This is a genomic window from Ensifer sp. Root127, assembly GCF_001425225.1.
Lineage (GTDB): Bacteria > Pseudomonadota > Alphaproteobacteria > Rhizobiales > Rhizobiaceae > Ensifer > Ensifer canadensis.
Genome location: NZ_LMDX01000001.1, coordinates 993471 through 1011414, shown reverse-complemented (window position 1 = coordinate 1011414; position 17944 = coordinate 993471). Strand labels below are relative to the sequence as shown.

General features: G+C 63.3%; 15 protein-coding genes, 1 tRNA gene and 1 pseudogene. 4 read left to right on the top strand and 13 right to left on the bottom strand.

All coding sequences use genetic code 11. The features are described 5' to 3' along the window. The first annotated feature begins 4 nt into the window (after window positions 1–4). Both ASD03_RS04745 and ASD03_RS04740 read left to right on the top strand, forming a co-directional pair. Window positions 5–1486 (top strand): HAMP domain-containing sensor histidine kinase, encoded by a 1482-nt coding sequence (locus tag ASD03_RS04745; RefSeq protein ID WP_025425754.1) that lies wholly within the window; start codon window positions 5–7, stop codon window positions 1484–1486. Between the two features lie 161 nt (window positions 1487–1647). Further along, window positions 1648–1724, top strand: a tRNA-Arg gene (locus ASD03_RS04740). A gap of 159 nt (window positions 1725–1883) precedes the next feature. On the opposite strand, the gene ASD03_RS04735 is transcribed toward ASD03_RS04740, so the two are convergent. The 9 genes and pseudogenes from ASD03_RS04735 to ASD03_RS41225 all read right to left on the bottom strand — a co-directional run. Beyond that, window positions 1884–2354 carry an aminoacyl-tRNA deacylase gene (locus ASD03_RS04735; protein WP_025425755.1) on the bottom strand — a complete coding sequence of 157 codons (471 nt, stop codon included), beginning with the start codon at window positions 2352–2354 and terminating at the stop codon, window positions 1884–1886. Window positions 2355–2946: 592 nt separating this feature from the next. Continuing rightward, window positions 2947–3384 (bottom strand): DUF1810 domain-containing protein, encoded by a 438-nt coding sequence (locus ASD03_RS04730; RefSeq protein ID WP_198956827.1) that lies wholly within the window; start codon window positions 3382–3384, stop codon window positions 2947–2949. Window positions 3385–3588: 204 nt separating this feature from the next. Further along, entirely contained in the window at window positions 3589–4575 is a 987-nt protein-coding gene (locus ASD03_RS04725; protein WP_025425758.1) for an aldo/keto reductase, read from the bottom strand. A 97-nt stretch (window positions 4576–4672) separates the two neighbouring features. After that, the gene (locus tag ASD03_RS04720; protein WP_025425759.1) at window positions 4673–5257 is read right to left on the bottom strand and encodes a YigZ family protein; all 585 of its coding nucleotides are present in this window, start codon (window positions 5255–5257) and stop codon (window positions 4673–4675) included. Between the two features lie 170 nt (window positions 5258–5427). After that, window positions 5428–9135 (bottom strand): trifunctional transcriptional regulator/proline dehydrogenase/L-glutamate gamma-semialdehyde dehydrogenase, encoded by a 3708-nt coding sequence (gene putA, locus ASD03_RS04715; protein ID WP_025425760.1) that lies wholly within the window; start codon window positions 9133–9135, stop codon window positions 5428–5430. A 189-nt stretch (window positions 9136–9324) separates the two neighbouring features. Next, window positions 9325–9639, bottom strand: coding sequence for a YkgJ family cysteine cluster protein (locus ASD03_RS04710; RefSeq protein WP_025425761.1), 315 nt, complete (start codon window positions 9637–9639; stop codon window positions 9325–9327). Window positions 9640–9949: 310 nt separating this feature from the next. Further along, the gene (locus tag ASD03_RS04705) at window positions 9950–10756 is read right to left on the bottom strand and encodes a phosphodiesterase (RefSeq protein ID WP_025425762.1); all 807 of its coding nucleotides are present in this window, start codon (window positions 10754–10756) and stop codon (window positions 9950–9952) included. A gap of 129 nt (window positions 10757–10885) precedes the next feature. After that, window positions 10886–11185, bottom strand: a complete 300-nt coding sequence (locus tag ASD03_RS41230) for a hypothetical protein (protein WP_337797695.1) — start codon at window positions 11183–11185, stop codon at window positions 10886–10888. Window positions 11186–11200: 15 nt separating this feature from the next. Continuing rightward, a pseudogene (locus tag ASD03_RS41225) lies at window positions 11201–11746 on the bottom strand (sel1 repeat family protein); the annotation flags it as partial. A 231-nt stretch (window positions 11747–11977) separates the two neighbouring features. On the opposite strand from ASD03_RS41225, the gene ASD03_RS04695 reads away from it, so the two are divergent. Beyond that, window positions 11978–12598 (top strand): FecR domain-containing protein, encoded by a 621-nt coding sequence (locus tag ASD03_RS04695; RefSeq protein ID WP_025425764.1) that lies wholly within the window; start codon window positions 11978–11980, stop codon window positions 12596–12598. Window positions 12599–12666: 68 nt separating this feature from the next. Here ASD03_RS04695 and ASD03_RS04690 read toward each other — a convergent pair whose 3' ends face one another. Together ASD03_RS04690 and ASD03_RS04685 are read right to left on the bottom strand one after the other, a co-directional pair. Next, on the bottom strand, window positions 12667–14541 hold the full coding sequence (locus tag ASD03_RS04690; protein WP_025425765.1) for a CHASE2 domain-containing protein: 1875 nt from the start codon (window positions 14539–14541) through the stop codon (window positions 12667–12669). 5 nt (window positions 14542–14546) lie between these two features. Continuing rightward, window positions 14547–15251 (bottom strand): Crp/Fnr family transcriptional regulator, encoded by a 705-nt coding sequence (locus tag ASD03_RS04685; protein WP_025425766.1) that lies wholly within the window; start codon window positions 15249–15251, stop codon window positions 14547–14549. A gap of 265 nt (window positions 15252–15516) precedes the next feature. Here ASD03_RS04685 and ASD03_RS04680 point away from each other — a divergent pair, with 265 nt between their 5' ends. Further along, window positions 15517–15939, top strand: coding sequence for a DoxX family protein (locus tag ASD03_RS04680; protein ID WP_025425767.1), 423 nt, complete (start codon window positions 15517–15519; stop codon window positions 15937–15939). 71 nt (window positions 15940–16010) lie between these two features. Here the strand turns inward: ASD03_RS04680 and ASD03_RS04675 are convergent, their stop codons facing one another. Together ASD03_RS04675 and ASD03_RS04670 are read right to left on the bottom strand one after the other, a co-directional pair. Continuing rightward, window positions 16011–16439, bottom strand: a complete 429-nt coding sequence (locus tag ASD03_RS04675) for an RbsD/FucU family protein (RefSeq protein ID WP_025425768.1) — start codon at window positions 16437–16439, stop codon at window positions 16011–16013. Then, a complete protein-coding gene (locus ASD03_RS04670; protein WP_057212507.1) occupies window positions 16439–17671 on the bottom strand; it encodes an ROK family transcriptional regulator in 1233 nt (410 codons plus the stop codon). The genes ASD03_RS04675 and ASD03_RS04670 overlap by 1 nt, the downstream gene beginning before the upstream one ends. Between the last annotated feature and the right edge of the window lie 273 nt (window positions 17672–17944).

Sequence of the window (17944 nt, the reverse complement as noted above, 5' to 3'; positions counted from 1 at the left end):
GACGATGAGCGAAGAGGCGCAGCCGACGACGGTGAGTGAAGCGCCGCGAACCGCAGCGGGCTTCCTCCGCGGGCTCTCGGGCAAGCTGCTGTTGCTGACGATCGTTTTCGTCATGCTGGCCGAGGTGCTGATCTTCGTGCCGTCGGTCGCAAACATGCGCATCCGCTGGCTGCAGGATCGGCTGAACACCGTCGCTGCCGCCGCCGTCGTCGTCGACGGCCTGCAGAATGTCGAGCTGCCCCGAAACGTGCAGGACGACACGCTGATGGCAACGGGCACCAAGGCGATCGTCATTCGCCGCAAGGATGCCTCGCGGATGATCGCTGCCGCCGACATGCCATCAGAGATCGACGGCGAATACGACACCGCCAATTTCACCGCCTTGGCGGCGATCCGCGATGCCTTCGATACGCTGCTGTTCGGTGGCAACCGGGTGGTGCGCGTCTACGGGCCGCTCGGTGAAAGCGACGCGGTGATCGAGCTGGTCATGGCTGATGCCAGCCTGCACAAGGCGATGCTCGTCTATTCCCGCAACGTGTTCTTCCTGTCGATCATCATCTCGCTGATTACCGCGACGTTGATCTTCCTTGCGATCAACCGGATGCTGATCGTGCCGATCCGGCGAATGACGGCGAGCATGCAGGAATTCTCCAACGATCCGTCCAATCCGGCGCGCGTGCTCGTTCCGCCGGAGGGGCGCGACGAACTCGCGGTCGCCGGCCAGCATCTGGCGAGCATGCAGCGCGAGCTGCAGAAGACGCTGAAGCAGCAGAAGAGCCTTGCCGAGCTTGGCCTGGCGGTGTCGAAGATCAACCACGACATGCGCAATATCCTGTCGTCGGCGCAGCTGATCTCCGACCGTCTCGCCGATGTCGATGATCCCGTCGTCAAGCGCTTCGCACCGACGCTGCTGCGGGCGATCGACCGGGCCGTCGGCTATACCCGCGAGGTTCTTTCCTATGGCCGTACCACCGAGGCCGAACCGCACCGCCGGTTCGTCGCCCTCAAGCCGCTGGTCTCCGATGTCGCCGAGCTGCTTTCGATCGATCCGCAATCCGGCATCGAATTCCAGATCCAGGTGCAGGACGACCTTGAGGTCGACGCCGACAGCGAGCAACTGTTCCGGGTGGTGCACAATATCTGCCGCAACGCCGTCCAGGCGCTGACGAATCACGAGGCCGAGGACGGGCGGCCACGCGTCGTCAGCGTTTCGGCGATGCGCATGGGCAGTGTCGTCACCATTTCCGTCGACGATACCGGCCCAGGCATGCCGGCAAAGGCCCGCGAAAATCTTTTTGCAGCCTTCCGCGGCTCGGCGCGCTCGGGCGGCACCGGTCTTGGCCTGGCGATTGCACGCGAATTGGTGCTCGCCCATGGGGGAACGATTGCCCTTGTGGAAAAGCCTACGCCCGGAACGCTTTTTCGCATCGAATTACCGGACCGCCCGGTGCCGCTCGATGCATTTCGCTCCAAAGCCCGGCATTGAAGGGGTTCGCGGGTGAGATTGCGCGCTGATTTCGCCGTGAAAATCCACAGCTTGAAACCGCGTCGTCGTAAAAATGAAATTTTTTGCCGAGCGGCGCTTGCAATCCCCGAAAGGACCCTTTAGAGAACCGCTCACGCAAGCGGTTCGACCGCTTCAGGCAAGCACCCGTAGCTCAGCTGGATAGAGCACCAGACTACGAATCTGGGGGTCAGGAGTTCGAATCTCTTCGGGTGCGCCAACAATTTCAAAGCCTTAACTGAAGGCGCTTCTCCAGCATTCCCTACAGCGTCGCGCGTCTTATTGGACGCGCAAAGGACGCTGTAGCACTTTGACTTGCCCCCGCAGGCACCAACTCCACGTCGTCCTCTGCGAGGTGTACGATGCAGGATTGCGGCGTCTACGGCAGGTGGCTGAAGCGGGCGACCTGCGCATCCTTCATCAGGCTGCGAAAGTTAGGTCCGGTGACGTGCACCAGTGTCTTGTGGTCGCCGCCTTCGAAATAGACGTCGCTGGCGTCTTCGAGGCTTTCGTCGAGGATCACCGGTACATCGTAGGCCGATCCGATCGGCGGCACCGCGCCAATGTCGCAATCGGCGAAAAGCGAACAGACCTCCTCCTCCGAGGCGAGGCCAAGGCGTCTGTTCATAACACTCTGCAATGTGGAGAGCTCGATCCGGTGCGTACTCGGAACAACGGCGAGGACGTACCCCATTTCGTGGTGTACGACCACGGACTTGGCCAGTCTGCTGCCCGGAACATGCGCGGCGCGCGCCGACTGGCTGGTCGTTGCCGTACGATGGTGCGCGACGGTGTCGTAGGCGACACCCTCGCCGTCGATATAGTCCTGAAGTTTCCTTGCGATAGTCATCGTTGGGCGCCCCTTGTGTTACGTTGTGACGCATAAGAAGACATTTTCCTCTCATCGCCTGCGAAGTCAACGACGAGCCTATGGTCGCAAGCGTGCGCGCGCTTCGGTTGATTGAGCATCCGGCTACGTTTGCGAGGCGTTTTCGTCGGCGCTTCACTAGCGCCGCGATCAAAAAAAACCGCGCTGGTTCTCCGTTCCATCCGATCGTGATGCGCCTCGGCGGAGCCGTAAGAACAGTTGTAATAAATCTATATATTAGTATAATGTAACTTACAGGCTGCGCGCTTGCGTTGCGCCTGATGGGGGCGGAAGAGAGCGATCCGGAGGCGTCTGCGGCGGCCGGAAAAAGGGGGCATCCTCACGATCTTTTGAAGCCTGCGACTGAAAAATGGCCGGTCCGATTCCCATATAAAAGGGAGCCGTACGGCTGATGGAAGGAGGTGCCCGATGTATCGTTATATGATGAAAGAGCTGCTGGTGATCGTAGCCGGGCTTTCCGTCTGCGCTTTCGTGATCCTGTTCTTCCTCGCGAGCGCCGCGCACGGCGTCTAACGCGATCCGCGGGCTGAATGCCCCTGGCGCTTGTGCGCCGTCATGGCGAAGGCGGGCCGAGCAGGTCGAGCGTTCGTCGATCCTCTTCCCCGGCAAAATAGAAACTGAGGGCCTGCCCGAAGACGCTGCCTGTGTTTGCGGCCTTCGAAAACAGCGTCATCGACGAGCGGAATTTCATGTCATCAGGGCTTGCGAAGATTTCGTGTGCCGAACACCCGATCAGCCCGTTGACGGTCTCGGTGCATTCGACAAGCCTGGGCCCGAGGATTGGATGGGCGAGATAGGCCCTGGCCTCCGCGAGCCCGGAGATGGCGAAGCGCTGGGCCATCGGCGAATGCCCGAGGCCCGCAAGCTGGGGAAAGACGAACCACATCCAGTGGGTCTCTTTGCGGCCACGCCGCAATTCGTCGAGCGCTGCGGCATGGACGCGGCCCTGAGCGTCGACAAAGCGCTGCAGCACGAAAGGGTCTGCCATGATCGCTTCTCCCGCCCTGGCGCGCCTGTGTGCCCGCTACAGCGCCGCGCGTCTTATTAGACGTGCAAAGGTCGCTGTAGCACTTTGAATGGCTGCATGTTTTTATCCTTAAATCGAATAGGACTTAAGGAAACATGCAGTCGGGTGGTGTCCGCTGCCGCCGGTCGCGCCCATTGGCGGCGGCCCCATTGGCAGCTACGATACATCCTACCAGCGATGATGAACATGAACCTTGACCAGCCGCTCGTAAAGCGCGGCGATGGCGGCCTTGGCTTTTTCGTCGATGGCAGGCAGCGCGCTGGCAGCCGCATTGGATTGCGCCTGCGTCTCATTGCGGGCGCCAGGGATGACGACGGACACGGCATCCTGCTCCAGTATCCAGCGCAGGGCGAACTGCGCCATCGGCACGCCTGCGGGCACCAGCGGGCGAAGCTGCTCGACGGCTTCCAGTGCCGTCTCGAAGGGCACGCCTGCAAAAGTCTCGCCGACATCGAAGGCTTCACCGAAGCGGTTGAAGTTGCGATGGTCGTCGGCGGCAAACGCCGTGTCGCGGGTAATCTTGCCCGACAGCAGCCCGGAGGCGAGCGGCACGCGCACGATCACGCCGACATTCTTCTTCCTGGCTTCCGCGAAGAACAGATCCTGCGGCCGCTGGCGGAAGATGTTGTAGATGATCTGGACGGTGGCAACACCCGGATACTCGATCGCCTTCAGCGCTTCCTCGACCTTCTCGACCGAGACGCCGTAATTGCGGATCTTGCCCTTGGTGATGAGCTGGTCGAGCGCACCGAAAAACTCCGGACGGTAATAGACGTCGGTCGGCGGGCAGTGGAGCTGGACGAGATCCAGCGTTTCGATACCGAGATTGCTAAGACTGCGATCGATGAAGGCTTCGATATTGGCGCCGGTGTAGCCTTCGGTGACATGCGGGTTCAGCCTGCGTCCGGCTTTGGTGGCGACGAACGGCTTTTCGCCGCCGCGCTCCTTCAGGACGGCGGCAATGATCTTTTCAGACCGTCCGTCACCATAGACGTCGGCCGTGTCGACGAGGGTGACGCCGCTGTCGAGTGCGGCATTCAACGCGCGCTTGCCGTCCGTTTCGCTGACGTCGCCCCAGGAGCCGCCGATCTGCCAGGCGCCGAAGCCGATCTCCGAAATCGTCGCACCTGTCTTGCCCAGAACTCTCGTTTTCATGCAGATCATCTCCCTGGCGTCGAAATCGTTTTCGGATTGAATATTATTCGGTTTGCGGGTCGCTTTTATGATGGTTCGATCGGCAAGGGGAAGGCGATCAATCGTCGGTCGAAATGACCGCGCGGCCGCGGCTGAGATCGGTGACCATGGCAAGAATGCCGTCTGCTTCGTCCTTGCGCATGTCGACCGTCATTACCGGCCCCTTGTCGGTGAAGGTTTCGCCTGAGATCGTGACGTCACGGGCAAGAAGGCGGGCCTTGATCAGCGCCAGATCGGCAAAGTCGCAGGCGATGGTGGTGCGTATCGTCTCGATCATTTCGATCTTCTCGGCCGCCCGCAGGCAGAGCGCGGCGGTGCCGCCATAGGCGCGGATCAGGCCGCCGCTGCCAAGCAGGATGCCGCCGAACCAGCGGGTGACCACCACGACGACGCGGTCGAGCGACTGGCCATCGATCGCAGCGAGGATCGGCTTGCCCGCGGTCCCGCTCGGCTCGCCGTCGTCGTTGAAGCGATAGGCCTGGCCGATGCGCCACGCCCAGCAATTGTGGTTGGCGGTGGGATCGGAATGCTCAGCAAGGAAAGCCTTTGCCGCCTGCTCGTCGGGCACGGGCGCGCAGATTGCCAGAAACCGGCTCTTCTTGATTTCCTGCGTCGAGGTTTCTGTGTGCTTGAGGGTGAACATCCGCTGCTTCCGTTTGTTCAACGCTGATAGCGGATTGCTGCCAAATGCGCCATCCGGCGCACGCAGGTAGCGCGGTCGGCAAAGTCCGAAGCGGCGGACCGGAGCAATGAGAACTGATTTATCCCTCTCCCCCGTGGGGGAGAGGGCCGTACTTGTTGATGCAGGCCGGCTCAGCCGATCGCCATCAGGCTGGCATTGCCGCCGGCAGCGGCGGTGTTGATCGAGGTAGACACCTCTTCCAAGAGCCAGTTGAGGCAATAGGCGTCGGGGTTGCGGCCGATCTCGTCAGTCGAGGCGGCCTGGACCAGAACCAGCGGACCCGGCAGGCCGGCGATCACCTTGTTCACCTCACGCACACGCTCGCCGTCGCCTTCGACCAGTGCACCGGCGAAGGGGCCGTCCGCCGACCAATCCTTCGACCAGGACAGGCGGGTGGAAACACTTGCCGGCAAGGTCTTCAGCGAGGACTGCAGGCCCGACGCCGCGTCGATGACGACGGTGTTGCCGGTCGCCAGTGCCGCGCCGAGCTGGCGATAGAGGCCGGTCTCGGTGGCTGGCACCAGGAGCACGCGGCCGCGAGGATGCAGCGCATAGAGGTTACGCTCGCCAACCGGGCCTGGAAGCTCGGAGATGAGGCCGAGGGCCGAGTTGCTGCCGGCTGTGCGGGCGGCTTCGGCTTCCGCCTTGACACCCTTGCCGTCGAGCCATTTGGCGAAGTCGAGCAGCGCCGGATCGGTGTGGACGGAGCTGTGCTGCGGCGGCACCGGGGCGGTGGCGACGAGGCGGCCGAGATAGAGCGGACCGCCTGCTTTCGGGCCGGTGCCCGAGAGGCCACGACCGCCGAAGGGCTGTACGCCGACGACAGCGCCGATGACGTTGCGGTTGACGTAGAGGTTGCCGGCCTTCACGCGAGACGTGACGTGGGCAATCGTCTCGTCGAGGCGGGTGTGCAGGCCGAAGGTCAGGCCGTAGCCCGTCGCGTTGATATCGTCGATCAACCGGTCGAGATCGTCACGGCGGTAGCGGATGACGTGGAGAACGGGACCGAAGACCTCGCGCTTGAGGTCGGAGAGCTTTTCGAGCTCGACAATCGTCGGCGGCACGAAGGTACCGAGTTCGGTACCGGACGCGAGGCCGATCTGCTCGACCTTGCGACCCATGCCGCGCATGGTTTCGATGTGCTTCTCGATGATCCCCTGCGCTTCCGCGGTGATGACAGGGCCGACGTCGACGGAAAGCTTGTCCGTGCGGCCGATCTTCAGTTCGTGCAGCGCGCCCTTCAGCATCGCGAGGATGCGGTCGGCGACATCTTCCTGCAGGCACAAGACGCGCAGCGCCGAGCAGCGCTGGCCGGCGCTGTCGAAGGCCGAGGCGATCACGTCGCCGACGACCTGTTCGGCGAGCGCCGAACTGTCGACGATCATGGCGTTCTGGCCGCCGGTTTCGGCGATCAGCGGGATCGGCCGGCCCGACGGCGACAGCCGGTCGGCCAGCTGCGCCTGGATGAGGCGTGCGACTTCGGTCGAGCCGGTGAACATCACGCCGGCGATTTCAGGCGCGGCAACCAGTGCCGCACCGATGCGACCGTCACCGGGCAGGAGCTGCAGCGCGTCGGCCGGAATGCCGGCTTCGTGCAGGATGCGCACGCCCTCGGCGGCGATCAGTGGCGTTTCTTCCGCCGGCTTTGCCAGCACCGGGTTACCTGCGACGAGTGCTGCGGCAATCTGGCCGGCAAAGATCGCGAGCGGGAAGTTCCACGGGCTGATGCAGACGATTGGTCCGAGCGCCTTATGAGCAGGACCGAGTGTGCGGCGGGTCTGTTCGGCATAGTAGCGCAGGAAGTCGATCGCTTCGCGCACTTCGGCGATGGCGTTCGGCAGCGACTTGCCGGCTTCGCGCACGATCAGGCCGAGCAAAGTCGGCATGCGGGCTTGCATGATGTCGGCTGCACGCACGAGGCAGGCTGCACGCTCTGCCGGTGAAACCGCCGACCAGCTCGAGGCGGCCTTCGCGGCAAGGCTTGCGGCCTGGCGGGCGTCCGCTTCCGATGTCTCGGTGACGGCGCCGACGATATCGCGGTGGTCGCCGGGGTTGACGACCGGGCGGGTCTCGCCCGATGCAGGACCGGTTGCCAGTTGCGGCACCGCGCGCCAGTCGATGGCAGCACTGGCCTTGAGCGCTTCGGTTAGCGATGCGAGCGAGGTTTCGTTGGAAAGGTCGAGACCACCGGAGTTCGGGCGTGCATCGCCGAACAAACCGACCGGCAGGGCGATCTGCGCGTGCGTCGCGCCGACGACAGGCATGGCGCGCACGATGTCGACCGGATCGGCAACCAGTTCGTCGATTGAGACCTTCGGGTCGGCGATGCGGTTGACGAAGGAAGAGTTGGCGCCGTTTTCAAGCAGGCGGCGCACCAGGTAGGCCAGCAGCGTCTCGTGCGTGCCCACGGGCGCATAGATGCGGCACGGCCGGTCGAGATTGCCCTTGCCGACGACTTCGTCGTAGAGCGGTTCGCCCATGCCGTGCAGGCACTGGAACTCGTACTTGCCGACCTGGAAGTCCTTGCCGGCCAGTTCGTAGATGGTGGCGAGCGACTGAGCGTTGTGGGTGGCAAACTGCGGGAAGATCACGTCGGTTGCTGCCAGCAGCTTGCGGGCGCAGGCGATGTAGGAAACGTCGGTGTAGATCTTGCGGGTGTAGACGGGGAAGTCTTCCAGGCCGTCGAGCTGCGCGCGCTTGATCTCGGCGTCCCAATAGGCGCCCTTGACCAGCCGGACCATGATGCGGCGGCTCGCGCGGCGGGCGAGGTCGATGATGAAGTCGAGCACGAAGGGGCAACGCTTGCCATAGGCCTGGACCACGAAGCCCATGCCGTCCCAGCCGGCGAGATCCTTGTCGAGGCACAGTTCTTCGAGCAGGTCGAGCGAAAGCTCCAGCCGGTCGGCTTCCTCGGCGTCGATGTTGAGGCCGATGTCGTACTTCTTGGCAATGACCGCGAGTGCCTTCACCTTCGGCAGAAGCTCTTCCATGACGCGGGCCGACTGCGCGCGCACGTAGCGCGGATGCAGCGCCGAAAGCTTGATGGAGATGCCGGGGCCTTCGTAGATGCCGCGTCCGGCCGATGCCTTGCCGATGGCATGGATCGCCGTTTCGTAGTCCTTGTAATAGCGCTCGGCGTCTTCAGCCGTGGTCGCGGCTTCGCCCAGCATGTCGTAGGAGTAGCGGAAACCCTTCTGCTCGAGCGCGCGCGAGCGGCGCAGCGCCTCGTCGATGGTTTCGCCGGTGACGAATTGTTCGCCCATCATCCGCATCGCCATGTCGACGCCGCGGCGGATCACCGGTTCGCCGCAGCGGGCGATCAGGCGCGTCAGCGCGGCCGAAAGGCTGCGGTCGTTGACCGTCGACGTCAGCTTGCCGGTCACGACCAGACCCCAGGTCGCGGCGTTGACGAACAGCGAGCGGCCACCGCCCAGATGCGACTTCCAGTCACCGTCGGAAATCTTGTCGCGGATCAGCGCGTCGCGCGTTGCCGTGTCGGGAATGCGCAGCAGCGCCTCGGCCAGGCACATCAGCGCCACACCTTCCTGGCTCGACAGCGAGTATTCGTGCACCAGTCCTTCGACGCCGGAACCTTTATGTTTTGCGCGCAGGGCCTCGATCAGCTTGCGGGCGGTTCTGGCGGCTGCCTTCTGTGTCTCGGCCGGAAGCGTTGCTGCTTCGACGAGCGGCGGCAGCGCTTCGGTTTCCGGCCGGCGGTACGCGGCGGTGATCGCCTGGCGCAGCGTGCCTTGCGCGCGGATCGGCGGTGCGAAGTCGGCAAAGGGGGCCGGGGCCGCATCGGCCTTTGGGCTGGATTTTTGAAGCTGGGTCTGGCTCATCGAACGCGGTCCTCCGGAAGGCGGTGACAAGGCGCAATGCGCCTTGGATTTCGTGGGCAGAAAATACGCGTCGTCCCGCCGAACATCCATCCGGCAAATTTCGTCATTCTCGGAATGTTTCACTATCGCAGTGCCGGCAAACCGATGGGGATACGGAATGTAGGCTTGAGTGCCGGATGATCCGAAGTTCTACGCGGCCTGCCCGAAGTGCCGTTCGCGCGCCATCAGACACTCGTCGTCACCGGGCATGCAGGTGCGACAGACGATCGGCCTCACAGCGTAGATCTTGCAGGCGACATGCACCCCGAGCTTGCCGCCGAGTGCCGTGCAACGGTTGTCTTCGCAGCGCATGCCGCCGAGGTCGGCGGCGACGTACTCTTCCGGTATCAGGTCGAGTTCCTCGTCCGTCTCCATCGAGAATCGCGGCCAGTCGGAGGAGTAGGCGCAGCAGGCGCCGCAGCTCTGACAGTCGAGGATTTCATCGGTGGCGGTGGTTTGGGTCATGGGCCAACCTAGCATGAAGGCCCGGCGGCCGGAATGCCCCTCATACCAACCTGCACGGATATTGGCCCACTGCGTGGGACCGTCTGCGGTCGTCCGGGAAGGAGCGGACCTTAGAGCGATGCCTGGACATCGGTCGAGGATTGCGAGGCTGCCGGTGGCCGACAGGCGGCCCATCCGAAGGGCCGGGCGCTTTTGGCCTCCTGATAGCGTCGACAATCCTCACCGGACCGCGTGGTCCGGCTCCGGTTTTCTCCTTACAGGAAACCAAAATCGCGCCGGCTCAATGGGTCAATATCCGTGCAGGTTGGTATCAGGCGAAGGCAGCGTCCCGGCGGGCGATTTCGTAATCCTCGGTATGAACGAGAACGCCATCCTTCGTCACCACGGCAATGCCGTAGGCTGCTGGTTCATCGACTGAGAGCGAGGCATCCGGCGCATCGAACGGCATCGGCTGCTGGTGCACCGGGCTCTTGAAGACAGAGAAGGGTATGCCGCGGCTGGAACCGCTGATCGTGCGGTGCACATGGCCGGCGAAGATGTGGCGCACATTGCCGTGGTTCTTCACGAGCGCATAAAATTCCACTTCGTTGACGAGGCGGATCATGTCCATGCCGGTGAAGCCGGTGGCGTGCGGGGGATGATGCATGAAGATGAGCACCGGCCTGTCGCCGGCTTCTGCCAATTGGCGATCGAGCCAGGTAAGGCGTTTCTGGCACAGGAGCCCGGCATGGCTGTTGGGGTAGTCGTAGGGCGGCGCAAACAGCGTGTCGAGCAGGATCGCCCGGCAATCGCCAAAGTCGACCACTTGCTGCACGAAGCCATCGTCGTCCGTTACGGCGTCTGCAAAGACGTCGAGAAACACGTCGCGCCGGTCGTGGTTGCCGATCATGATGGCGGCCGGAGGCAGCAATTGATCGGTCAGCGTTTTCAGCCGCTCGTAGGAGGCGCGGTCGGCATGATGCGCGAGGTCGCCGGTGAAGATCACCCGGTCGGCATCCGCGTGGTAGCGGTTCACATGTGCGATACCGTTGGCCAGGCGCTGGTAGGGATCGAGGCCGATGATCGTCGTGCCCTCGGGCACCATGTGCAGGTCGGTAAAGATAATCAGTTTCGTCATTACATTTCCAGGCGAGGGGTGTCTTCCCGCCACGCTGTAGTGCGCCCGGCTGCACGTCAAGCTGCATCTTTGGGGGGAACCTGTCGGGACATAACGCGGACCGACCGGTTGAGGTCGGCTCGCAATGCGTCACTTGATGCGGCTGGTCTTGTCGAGCATGGCCGTCTCGAAATTGCTGCCGCCGCTGAGTTCGGCGAACTTGCGCTCAGCAAAGGCGTCGCCCTCGGCCGCGGCTTTGCGGAAGATGGCGCGCGCGGCCGATGAATCCTTGGTTACGCCTTCGCCGGTCTCCAGCATCAGGCCGAGATTGACCATCGCGTCGACATTGCCGCGCTCGACGGCGAGGCGATAGAAGCGCGCGGCCCTGGCGTTGTCTTCCGGCACCAGCTTGCCTTCATCCAGGATGACCGCGAGGTTGAATGCGGCGATGTCATCGCCGGCGAGCGTCGCCCGCTCGAACCATTCGATGGCGAGCTTGCCGTTGGCGGCGGTGCCCATGCCGTCGCGGTAGGCGACGCCGAGATTATAGGCAGCGAGGATATTGCCGGCTGCGGCGGCTTTCTGGTTGAGCGCGAATTCGGTCTTGATGTCGCCCTGTTCGCCGACAAGCACCGCATAGTTGGTCATCGCCAGCGCATGGCCGTGTTCGGCCGCTTCGCTGAGGATGCGCAGCGACTGGATCTTCTGGCCGGCCTTGTCGAGCACGCGGGCCAACTGGAACTCGATGCGGGCGCCGGCATGCTGGTTATAGGCCTCGCGGCAGGCCGAAAGGGCGATACCGATCTTCATGTCCTCGGTCGCAACTGCCGGGAAGGCCTGGTTGCGCTGCAGGTCGAAGATGCTGCCCGCCTCGCGGTCGCAGATGTCGACGGCCGAAAGTTCTGCCGCACGGGCGGGAGGAAGCGCGATTGCCGCAAGCGCCAGGAAGCTGACGATGGCGAGAAGCAATGCGTTGAAGATGCGAATGCCTGTTTTGCGCTGATTTTCCATGATGCTCTCCCCGTCTCTTGACGCGAACTTAGCCCGGTGGGTTCGCACTGCCTGTTCCGGCGGTAACAGCCGGATTGCTGGGGCTCTGGCGAAGTGGAGAGGTGGCAAGGAACGCACCATTGCGCGTTCGGCTTGTTTCCGCTGATATCGGGGATATCCTTTGGGAAAGCCGGACGCTCGAGGGCTCGAACGCGTCGAACAGGGAGAAGGACCATGATGGACCGGGAGCTGGTGCGGCAGATGCTGGTGAGCAGGCGCGTCGTCGTTGGTGGCCTGTTGTTGGCGGCCATGGGCGGCGGCGTGGCAACGACCATGGCGAGCCCGGTGATCGGCAAGGCAACGGAAATCCGCGGCGACGTTCGTCGTCGACAGACTGAGCAGGAAGAGGCTCTGGCTGTCGGTGCGCAGATCTTCGACAACGATCATGTGCGCACCGAGGCCGAAAGTTTCGCAACCCTGGCGCTTGGTGCCGACACCCGCGTCCTCTTGGGTGCTGAGACCGATCTGCTGGTCGACAGCTTCATTGCCGGCCAGGGCGGTACGCTCGAACTCGGCATCGGCCGAATGGTATTCGACCGCCCCGAGGGGCTGCCCAAGGTCGATGTTGCCGTCAGGACCGCTTTCGGCATGATCGGCGTGCGCGGCACCAAGTTCTTTTGCGGCCCGAGCCGTGTCGCCTTCGCCGTCTTCGTCGAGCATGGCAGCGTTGCGGTCGCCGCGGGCGGCGTAACGCAGATTGTCGCTGCGGGGCAGGGCGTCGAGTTCCGACAGCGAGGCGACGCGCCGAGCGACCCCGTCAACTGGGGACAGGCGCGGATCCGGGAAGCCTATGCCAGTGTTGGCCAACAGTAGCGTCGGCAGCACCACGAGGAGCAATTCTCTGCCTCAATCGATGCCGACCATGGAATTCTGCAGTGGCGCTACACCTGTTCAGGGTCGGCGACTGTGAAGAGTTCCATCGTGGCAAAGCCGCGGATTTCATGGCTGCCGAGCGAGCGAAGCCGTTGCTTGCTTTCAGCTGCTGCAGCCGGGCCGACGCAGATGGCCGTGCCCAGAAATTTGTTTGCCTCCTGCAGTCGCGCTGCAAGGTTGATGGCGTCGCCATGGGCGGTGTAGTCGAGCTTGCCGCCGGCGCCGACTTCGCCAAGCACCGCCTGACCCGTCTCGACCCCGATGCGCGTGCGCCCGAAATCCCGTGCGGCAAACTGCGGTCGCCTGCGCATTTCTTCGGTCAACGCATGGATTGCCTTGGCGCATTCGATTGCCTTGTCGACATGATCGGCCAGATCCTCCGGCGCGTTGAAGAAGGCGTGCACGGCGTCGCCGACCACCTTGTCGACCATGCCGCCATATTGCGCTACCAGCCCGTTGACCTCGGTAAAATAGATATCGAGCAGGGCGATGAGGTCGCGCGGCCCGAGTTTTTGCGAAAGCGTCGAAAAGCTCTCGATGTCGGTGAACAGCGCCGTCACCGCCCGTTCCTCGCCCGCAACCCGGGCAGCACCTGGATTGTCGATGTAGCGCGCGACGACGGATTGCGGCAGGTATTGCGAGAATTTTTCCCGCGCCGTCGCTTCCGCCCGCCTGACATGGGCGAACTGCAGCGTGCTGGTCACTGCCAGCACGGCAGCAAGTGCGACTGAAATGCTCACTGCATCGACGAGCCAGCCGCTGGTGCGGTAGATCGCGGCAGTCGCCGCGACGACGACGGCAACCGCGACGATGCCGAGCACGGCCGATGTCATCGGCCGGAGCCTTGCCGCGCCATAGGCGGCGGCAATGCCCGCTGCCAGCGAGAACAGGGCCTCGATGACGGGAAGCCGCGCGTCACGCCGTGGAATGAAACCGGTGGCGATCGCATTGGCGATATCGGCATGGATCTGAACCGAGGGCTCGAGCGGCATTGAGGCGCTCGGCCGGAGGCCGCCGAGATTGGGCAGGCTGCTGCCGATGAAGACGAGTTTGCCCGCAAACCTGTCGCTGCCTGCTTTCCCTGAGAGAACGTCGGCTGCCGAAATGGTCCGGGCGGCGATCAAGTCAGGGGTGCTCGCGACGAAGCGCAGGCTGCCGGTATCGTCGAGTGTGATCACCTGCCTGTCGAGCCGCAGCCAGGCTGGGTCGCCGCCGAGTATCGGCGTTCCTGCACCCATCATCAGCCGCGTCGCCTCGATCGCAAGCGTCGGATAGGCCTCTTCGCCGAGAACAGCGAAAGCCTGCACCCGTCGGATACGGGCATCCTCGTCGCCGACAAGAAATGATGCGGCCGCCGCCTTGGCGTGATCCATGAAGGAAGGGCAGGAGGTTTCCGCGCCGTCGAGGAACCAGAGTTCCGGTGCTGCGAAGGGGCGGCTCAACGCCAGTGGCGGAGCCGGGCGAGGGCGCTCCTGCAGCGTATCGGCAATGAGAAAGCCGAGAACGACGGGGGTCTTCGAAAGCGCTTGCGAAAGCGATGTATTGCCTGGCAGCTCTGCCGCACAATCGGAACTGAAGACGAAGTCGACGGCGATGACCTTGGCGCCGGCCACGGTCAGTCCGGATAGGAGTTCGGCGGTTGCCGCCCTGTCCCAGTCTCCATCAGGCCGGGATTGGTAGGCCGCCCGGTCGATATCGACGACGACGATGTCGGGCGATTGCGGTGACGGCACCCATTGCATCAGGCGGTCGAAGAACAGCTCCCGCTGCGTTTCGAATACCGGTTCCGCATAGAAATAGAGTGCCAATGCGACGATCAGGCTCGTCAGGATCCCGCCGGCGAGCGGAGTGAAGCGAAATTGCCGGCGAGGTTGCACGGTCATGCCGCCTAATCCTCTTCAGGATCGGCGATGCTCAGCAGCCGGCCGACCTTGCAGGCGATGATCCCTTCTCCCCGCTTGATGGCGCCGCTCTCCTCTAGCCACAGAATGGCCCGGTTGACCTTGGGGCGACTGGCGCCGAGAACGCCGGCGATATCCGTCTGGCTCATCGTCAGCCGCAGATTGGCGCTTTCGGGAAGCTCGTTGCCGTGGATCTGCCGGAGTGTGGCCAGGAAGAACCGCGCAACGCGGGCGTTGAGGTCATAGAGCGCGATGGTTTCCAGCCGCTCGGTGGTGTCGCGCAGCTGGGCGCAGAGAAAGCGGATGACGGACTCAGCTGCCGCCGGCCGGGTAGTGACCATATCGAGAAACGCCTTCTTGCCGATCACGTAGCCTTCGGACGCCGTCTGCGCCGTGGCGTCTGCCGACCGCGTCTGGCCGTCGAGCACCGCCATCTCGCCGAAGATCGCGCCGGCTTCATGCTGGCGCAGCATCAGTTCGCGGCCCTGCGGTGTGATCAGAGAAAGCTTGATGCGGCCCGATATGACCACGATCATATAGTTGCCTTCGTCGCCACGCTGGAAGATCACCGTGCCGGCCGGCCACTTTCGATAGGTGGCGATATCGGCGAGATCCTCGATCGTTTTCTTGTCGAACCCTTCGAAGATCGCGAATGAGTGCCAGAAGGCCGGGCTCCTGTTGATTTCGTTCATGAGATGCCCCCGCGCGGCGTCCCCTGCCGCGCCTGAATTTCACCCAGCAGCCCCGTCCTTGCAACAGAAAAGAACACTTGTGGCCGAACCAGCGCTCGCTAGGACGAAAAGCACTGCACAGACTGGGCCGCGGCTCAAATGTCGGTTGACGATAAATCCCGGTTGTCTCTACGTTGTGAACGATCTGTCGCCGGGCGTGCGGCTAGATGAATTTGAAAATGCTGATACTTCTGCTGCCAACACTCGTTTCTCACAGGAGCCTCGCATGTCTCAGAATGTCGTCGTCCTCATCGGGCGCATTCTCCTTTCGATCATGTTCATCACCGCTGGCTTCGGCAAGCTGACTGATCCCGCCGGCACCGCCGGAATGATTGCTAATGCCGGCTGGCCGGCAGCAACCGCGCTTGCCTATCTCGCCGGCGCTTTCGAGCTGATCGGCGGTCTTGCCGTTCTGGTCGGCTTCCAGACGAAGATTGCAGCCTACCTGCTGGCTCTGTTCTGCCTGGTCACCGCCTTCGTCTTCCACAGCGGCGCAATCAACATTCCGACGTTCCCGCCGGAAGCCAACGGCCTGCTGAGCGTCTTCAACGGCCTGATGATGATGAAGAACATCTCGGTTGCCGGCGGCTTCCTGGTGCTTGCCGCCTTCGGCCCGGGCGCACTGTCGATCGACGCACGTCGCGCCTAAGACATTCCAGACATGAAACGAAAAAACCCGCCGGTTCCGCCGGCGGGTTTTTCGTTTTGTCGCCCGATCCGTCAGGGATAGATCACGCCCTTGCGCAGGATGACGTTGCCGTAAAGCCGCGGTTCGCTGGTCTGCACCACCGTGTGCGCCGCTTGCACCCGCGGATAGAATTCCGGGCCGAGCAGGGGCACGACCGTTCGTGCCGGCTCATGCCTGCCGCAGCAATCAATGATCTCCCGGTGGACGGGATCTAGCGCGTCCCGGTCCTGCTTGACTGTAGCGCGGAAGATCGCCGCCGGCACGAAATCGTCGATCGGCATCACGCTGAGAATGGCGTCCAGCACCGGGATCAGCCCGTGGCCGTCGAGCCGAACCAGCCGGCGAGCATGTTCCTGGCCGGGATAGTTGCCGTCGACCAGCGCAATCTCGTCGCCATGGCCCATTGCCCTAAGCGTCGCCAGCAATTCGGGGCTGAGGATCGGGTCTATGCCTTTCAGCATCAGCTGAGCTCCTTGAAGAGGACGTTGGTGTCGAGCAGGTAGCGGGAGAACAACGGCAGGCTCGCGCCGCCGATGGCGCGGGCATGGCTGCCGACCAAACCTTCGACCAGTTCCGGGATCGTCACGCCCTGCAGGTCGAGGTCGTAGAGCGCCTTGCGCGTTGCCGTCAAAAGCCGGGCGCGGACCCAGGGCGGGAAGCCGCCGTCGATGACAACGGCGGAGAAGTCGATGATCGAGGCGGCGGAGACGACCGCCTGGGCAAGGGCTGCCGCACTGTCGTCGATCCAGATCGTGAGTGGCTCACCGAAATCGATCCAGTCGTCGGCCGAATACCACAGCGGCTTCGGATCGATGCCGCGTTCGCGCAGCAGGTTTTCGAGCACGAAGACCGAGGCGATCTTCAGGAGCTGGATGGTCTTGCCGTCCTTGCCGGAAACCGGCAGCGGGCCGACGGCGCCGGCGGTGCCGGTGCGGCCGGAAAAGAGCGCGGAATTGATGACGATGCCGCCGCCGATGAACGAGCCGATGTAGAAATAGACGAAGTCGGGATAGCTGGCGCCGACGCCGAAGGCGAGTTCGGCGCCGCAGGCGCTGGTGCCGTCATTCTGCAGGAACACCGGGTGGCGGGTGCGTTGGGCCACGATCGCCTGCAGGTTCACCTCGCGCCACCGGTTCATTTCTTCCCGCGGGGCGCCGACTTCTTCCGCCCAGTTCCACAGTTCGAAGGGCGTGGCGATACCGACCCCAGCGATGCGCTTGCGCTCCTCTGGGCTCAGTTGCGCCTCGAGTTTCTCGATGCCGCCGACGATGAAGTCGACCAGTTCGCCGGGCAGCGGATAGGCATGGATCTGGTGCAGGTGCAGGCGGATATTGCCGACGAAATCCATCAGCACCAGGTCGGCACTTCGACGCCCGATCTTCACCCCAAAGGAAAACACCGCATCCGGGTTGAGCCGCATCGGCGTCGACGGCTGGCCGACACGGCCGCGCACCGGCGCGCCGCGCACCAAGAGGCCATCGCTTTCGAGCGCCCGCATGATGACGGAAACGGTCTGCGCCGAAAGGCCGGAGCGTCTGGCGATATCCGCCTTCGACAGCTCGCCGTGACGCCGCACCAGCGACATCACCAGCCTCTCGTTGTAGGCGCGCACGCGCGTCTGGTTCGCCCCGCCGCTCGGGTCGATGACCTCAGGTTGTATCGGTCCCCTGTCGGGGCCGTCTGTCAATGACATGCCACCGTCTCCTCCCGTTGGCATTGGTGCCCGCTTGGCGCGGGTCTGTTGTTTCCGCTCTGGGCGGACCTGTCAATTTGCGCGACGGCCCGGATGGCCTCGGATCGCTGTTATCCAGAGAATGCCACATCGAAATAATAATTCAATTTGATTTATTTATTGACACCCCCGAAATTTAATGTTTGTTTTTGATCCGGAAGCGCCTGCTGCAGCAGAGGAGAATGCTGTGGCGGCGAGGCCTGGGCCGGTCCACCGGCACGTTTTTCATCCTTG

Bases quoted from the DNA above. Each gene is read 5' to 3' on its own strand.
- ASD03_RS04675 (WP_025425768.1), bottom strand. From the start codon at position 16,439: ATGCTGAAAGGCATAGACCCGATCCTCAGCCCCGAATTGCTGGCGACG.
- ASD03_RS04745 (WP_025425754.1), top strand. From the start codon at position 5: ATGAGCGAAGAGGCGCAGCCGACGACGGTGAGTGAAGCGCCGCGAACC.
- putA (WP_025425760.1), bottom strand. From the start codon at position 9,135: ATGAGCCAGACCCAGCTTCAAAAATCCAGCCCAAAGGCCGATGCGGCC.
- ASD03_RS04735 (WP_025425755.1), bottom strand. From the start codon at position 2,354: ATGACTATCGCAAGGAAACTTCAGGACTATATCGACGGCGAGGGTGTC.
- ASD03_RS04680 (WP_025425767.1), top strand. From the start codon at position 15,517: ATGTCTCAGAATGTCGTCGTCCTCATCGGGCGCATTCTCCTTTCGATC.
- ASD03_RS04690 (WP_025425765.1), bottom strand. From the start codon at position 14,541: ATGACCGTGCAACCTCGCCGGCAATTTCGCTTCACTCCGCTCGCCGGC.
- ASD03_RS04720 (WP_025425759.1), bottom strand. From the start codon at position 5,257: ATGTTCACCCTCAAGCACACAGAAACCTCGACGCAGGAAATCAAGAAG.
- ASD03_RS04710 (WP_025425761.1), bottom strand. From the start codon at position 9,639: ATGACCCAAACCACCGCCACCGATGAAATCCTCGACTGTCAGAGCTGC.
- ASD03_RS04705 (WP_025425762.1), bottom strand. From the start codon at position 10,756: ATGACGAAACTGATTATCTTTACCGACCTGCACATGGTGCCCGAGGGC.
- ASD03_RS04725 (WP_025425758.1), bottom strand. From the start codon at position 4,575: ATGAAAACGAGAGTTCTGGGCAAGACAGGTGCGACGATTTCGGAGATC.
- ASD03_RS04685 (WP_025425766.1), bottom strand. From the start codon at position 15,251: ATGAACGAAATCAACAGGAGCCCGGCCTTCTGGCACTCATTCGCGATC.
- ASD03_RS04670 (WP_057212507.1), bottom strand. From the start codon at position 17,671: ATGTCATTGACAGACGGCCCCGACAGGGGACCGATACAACCTGAGGTC.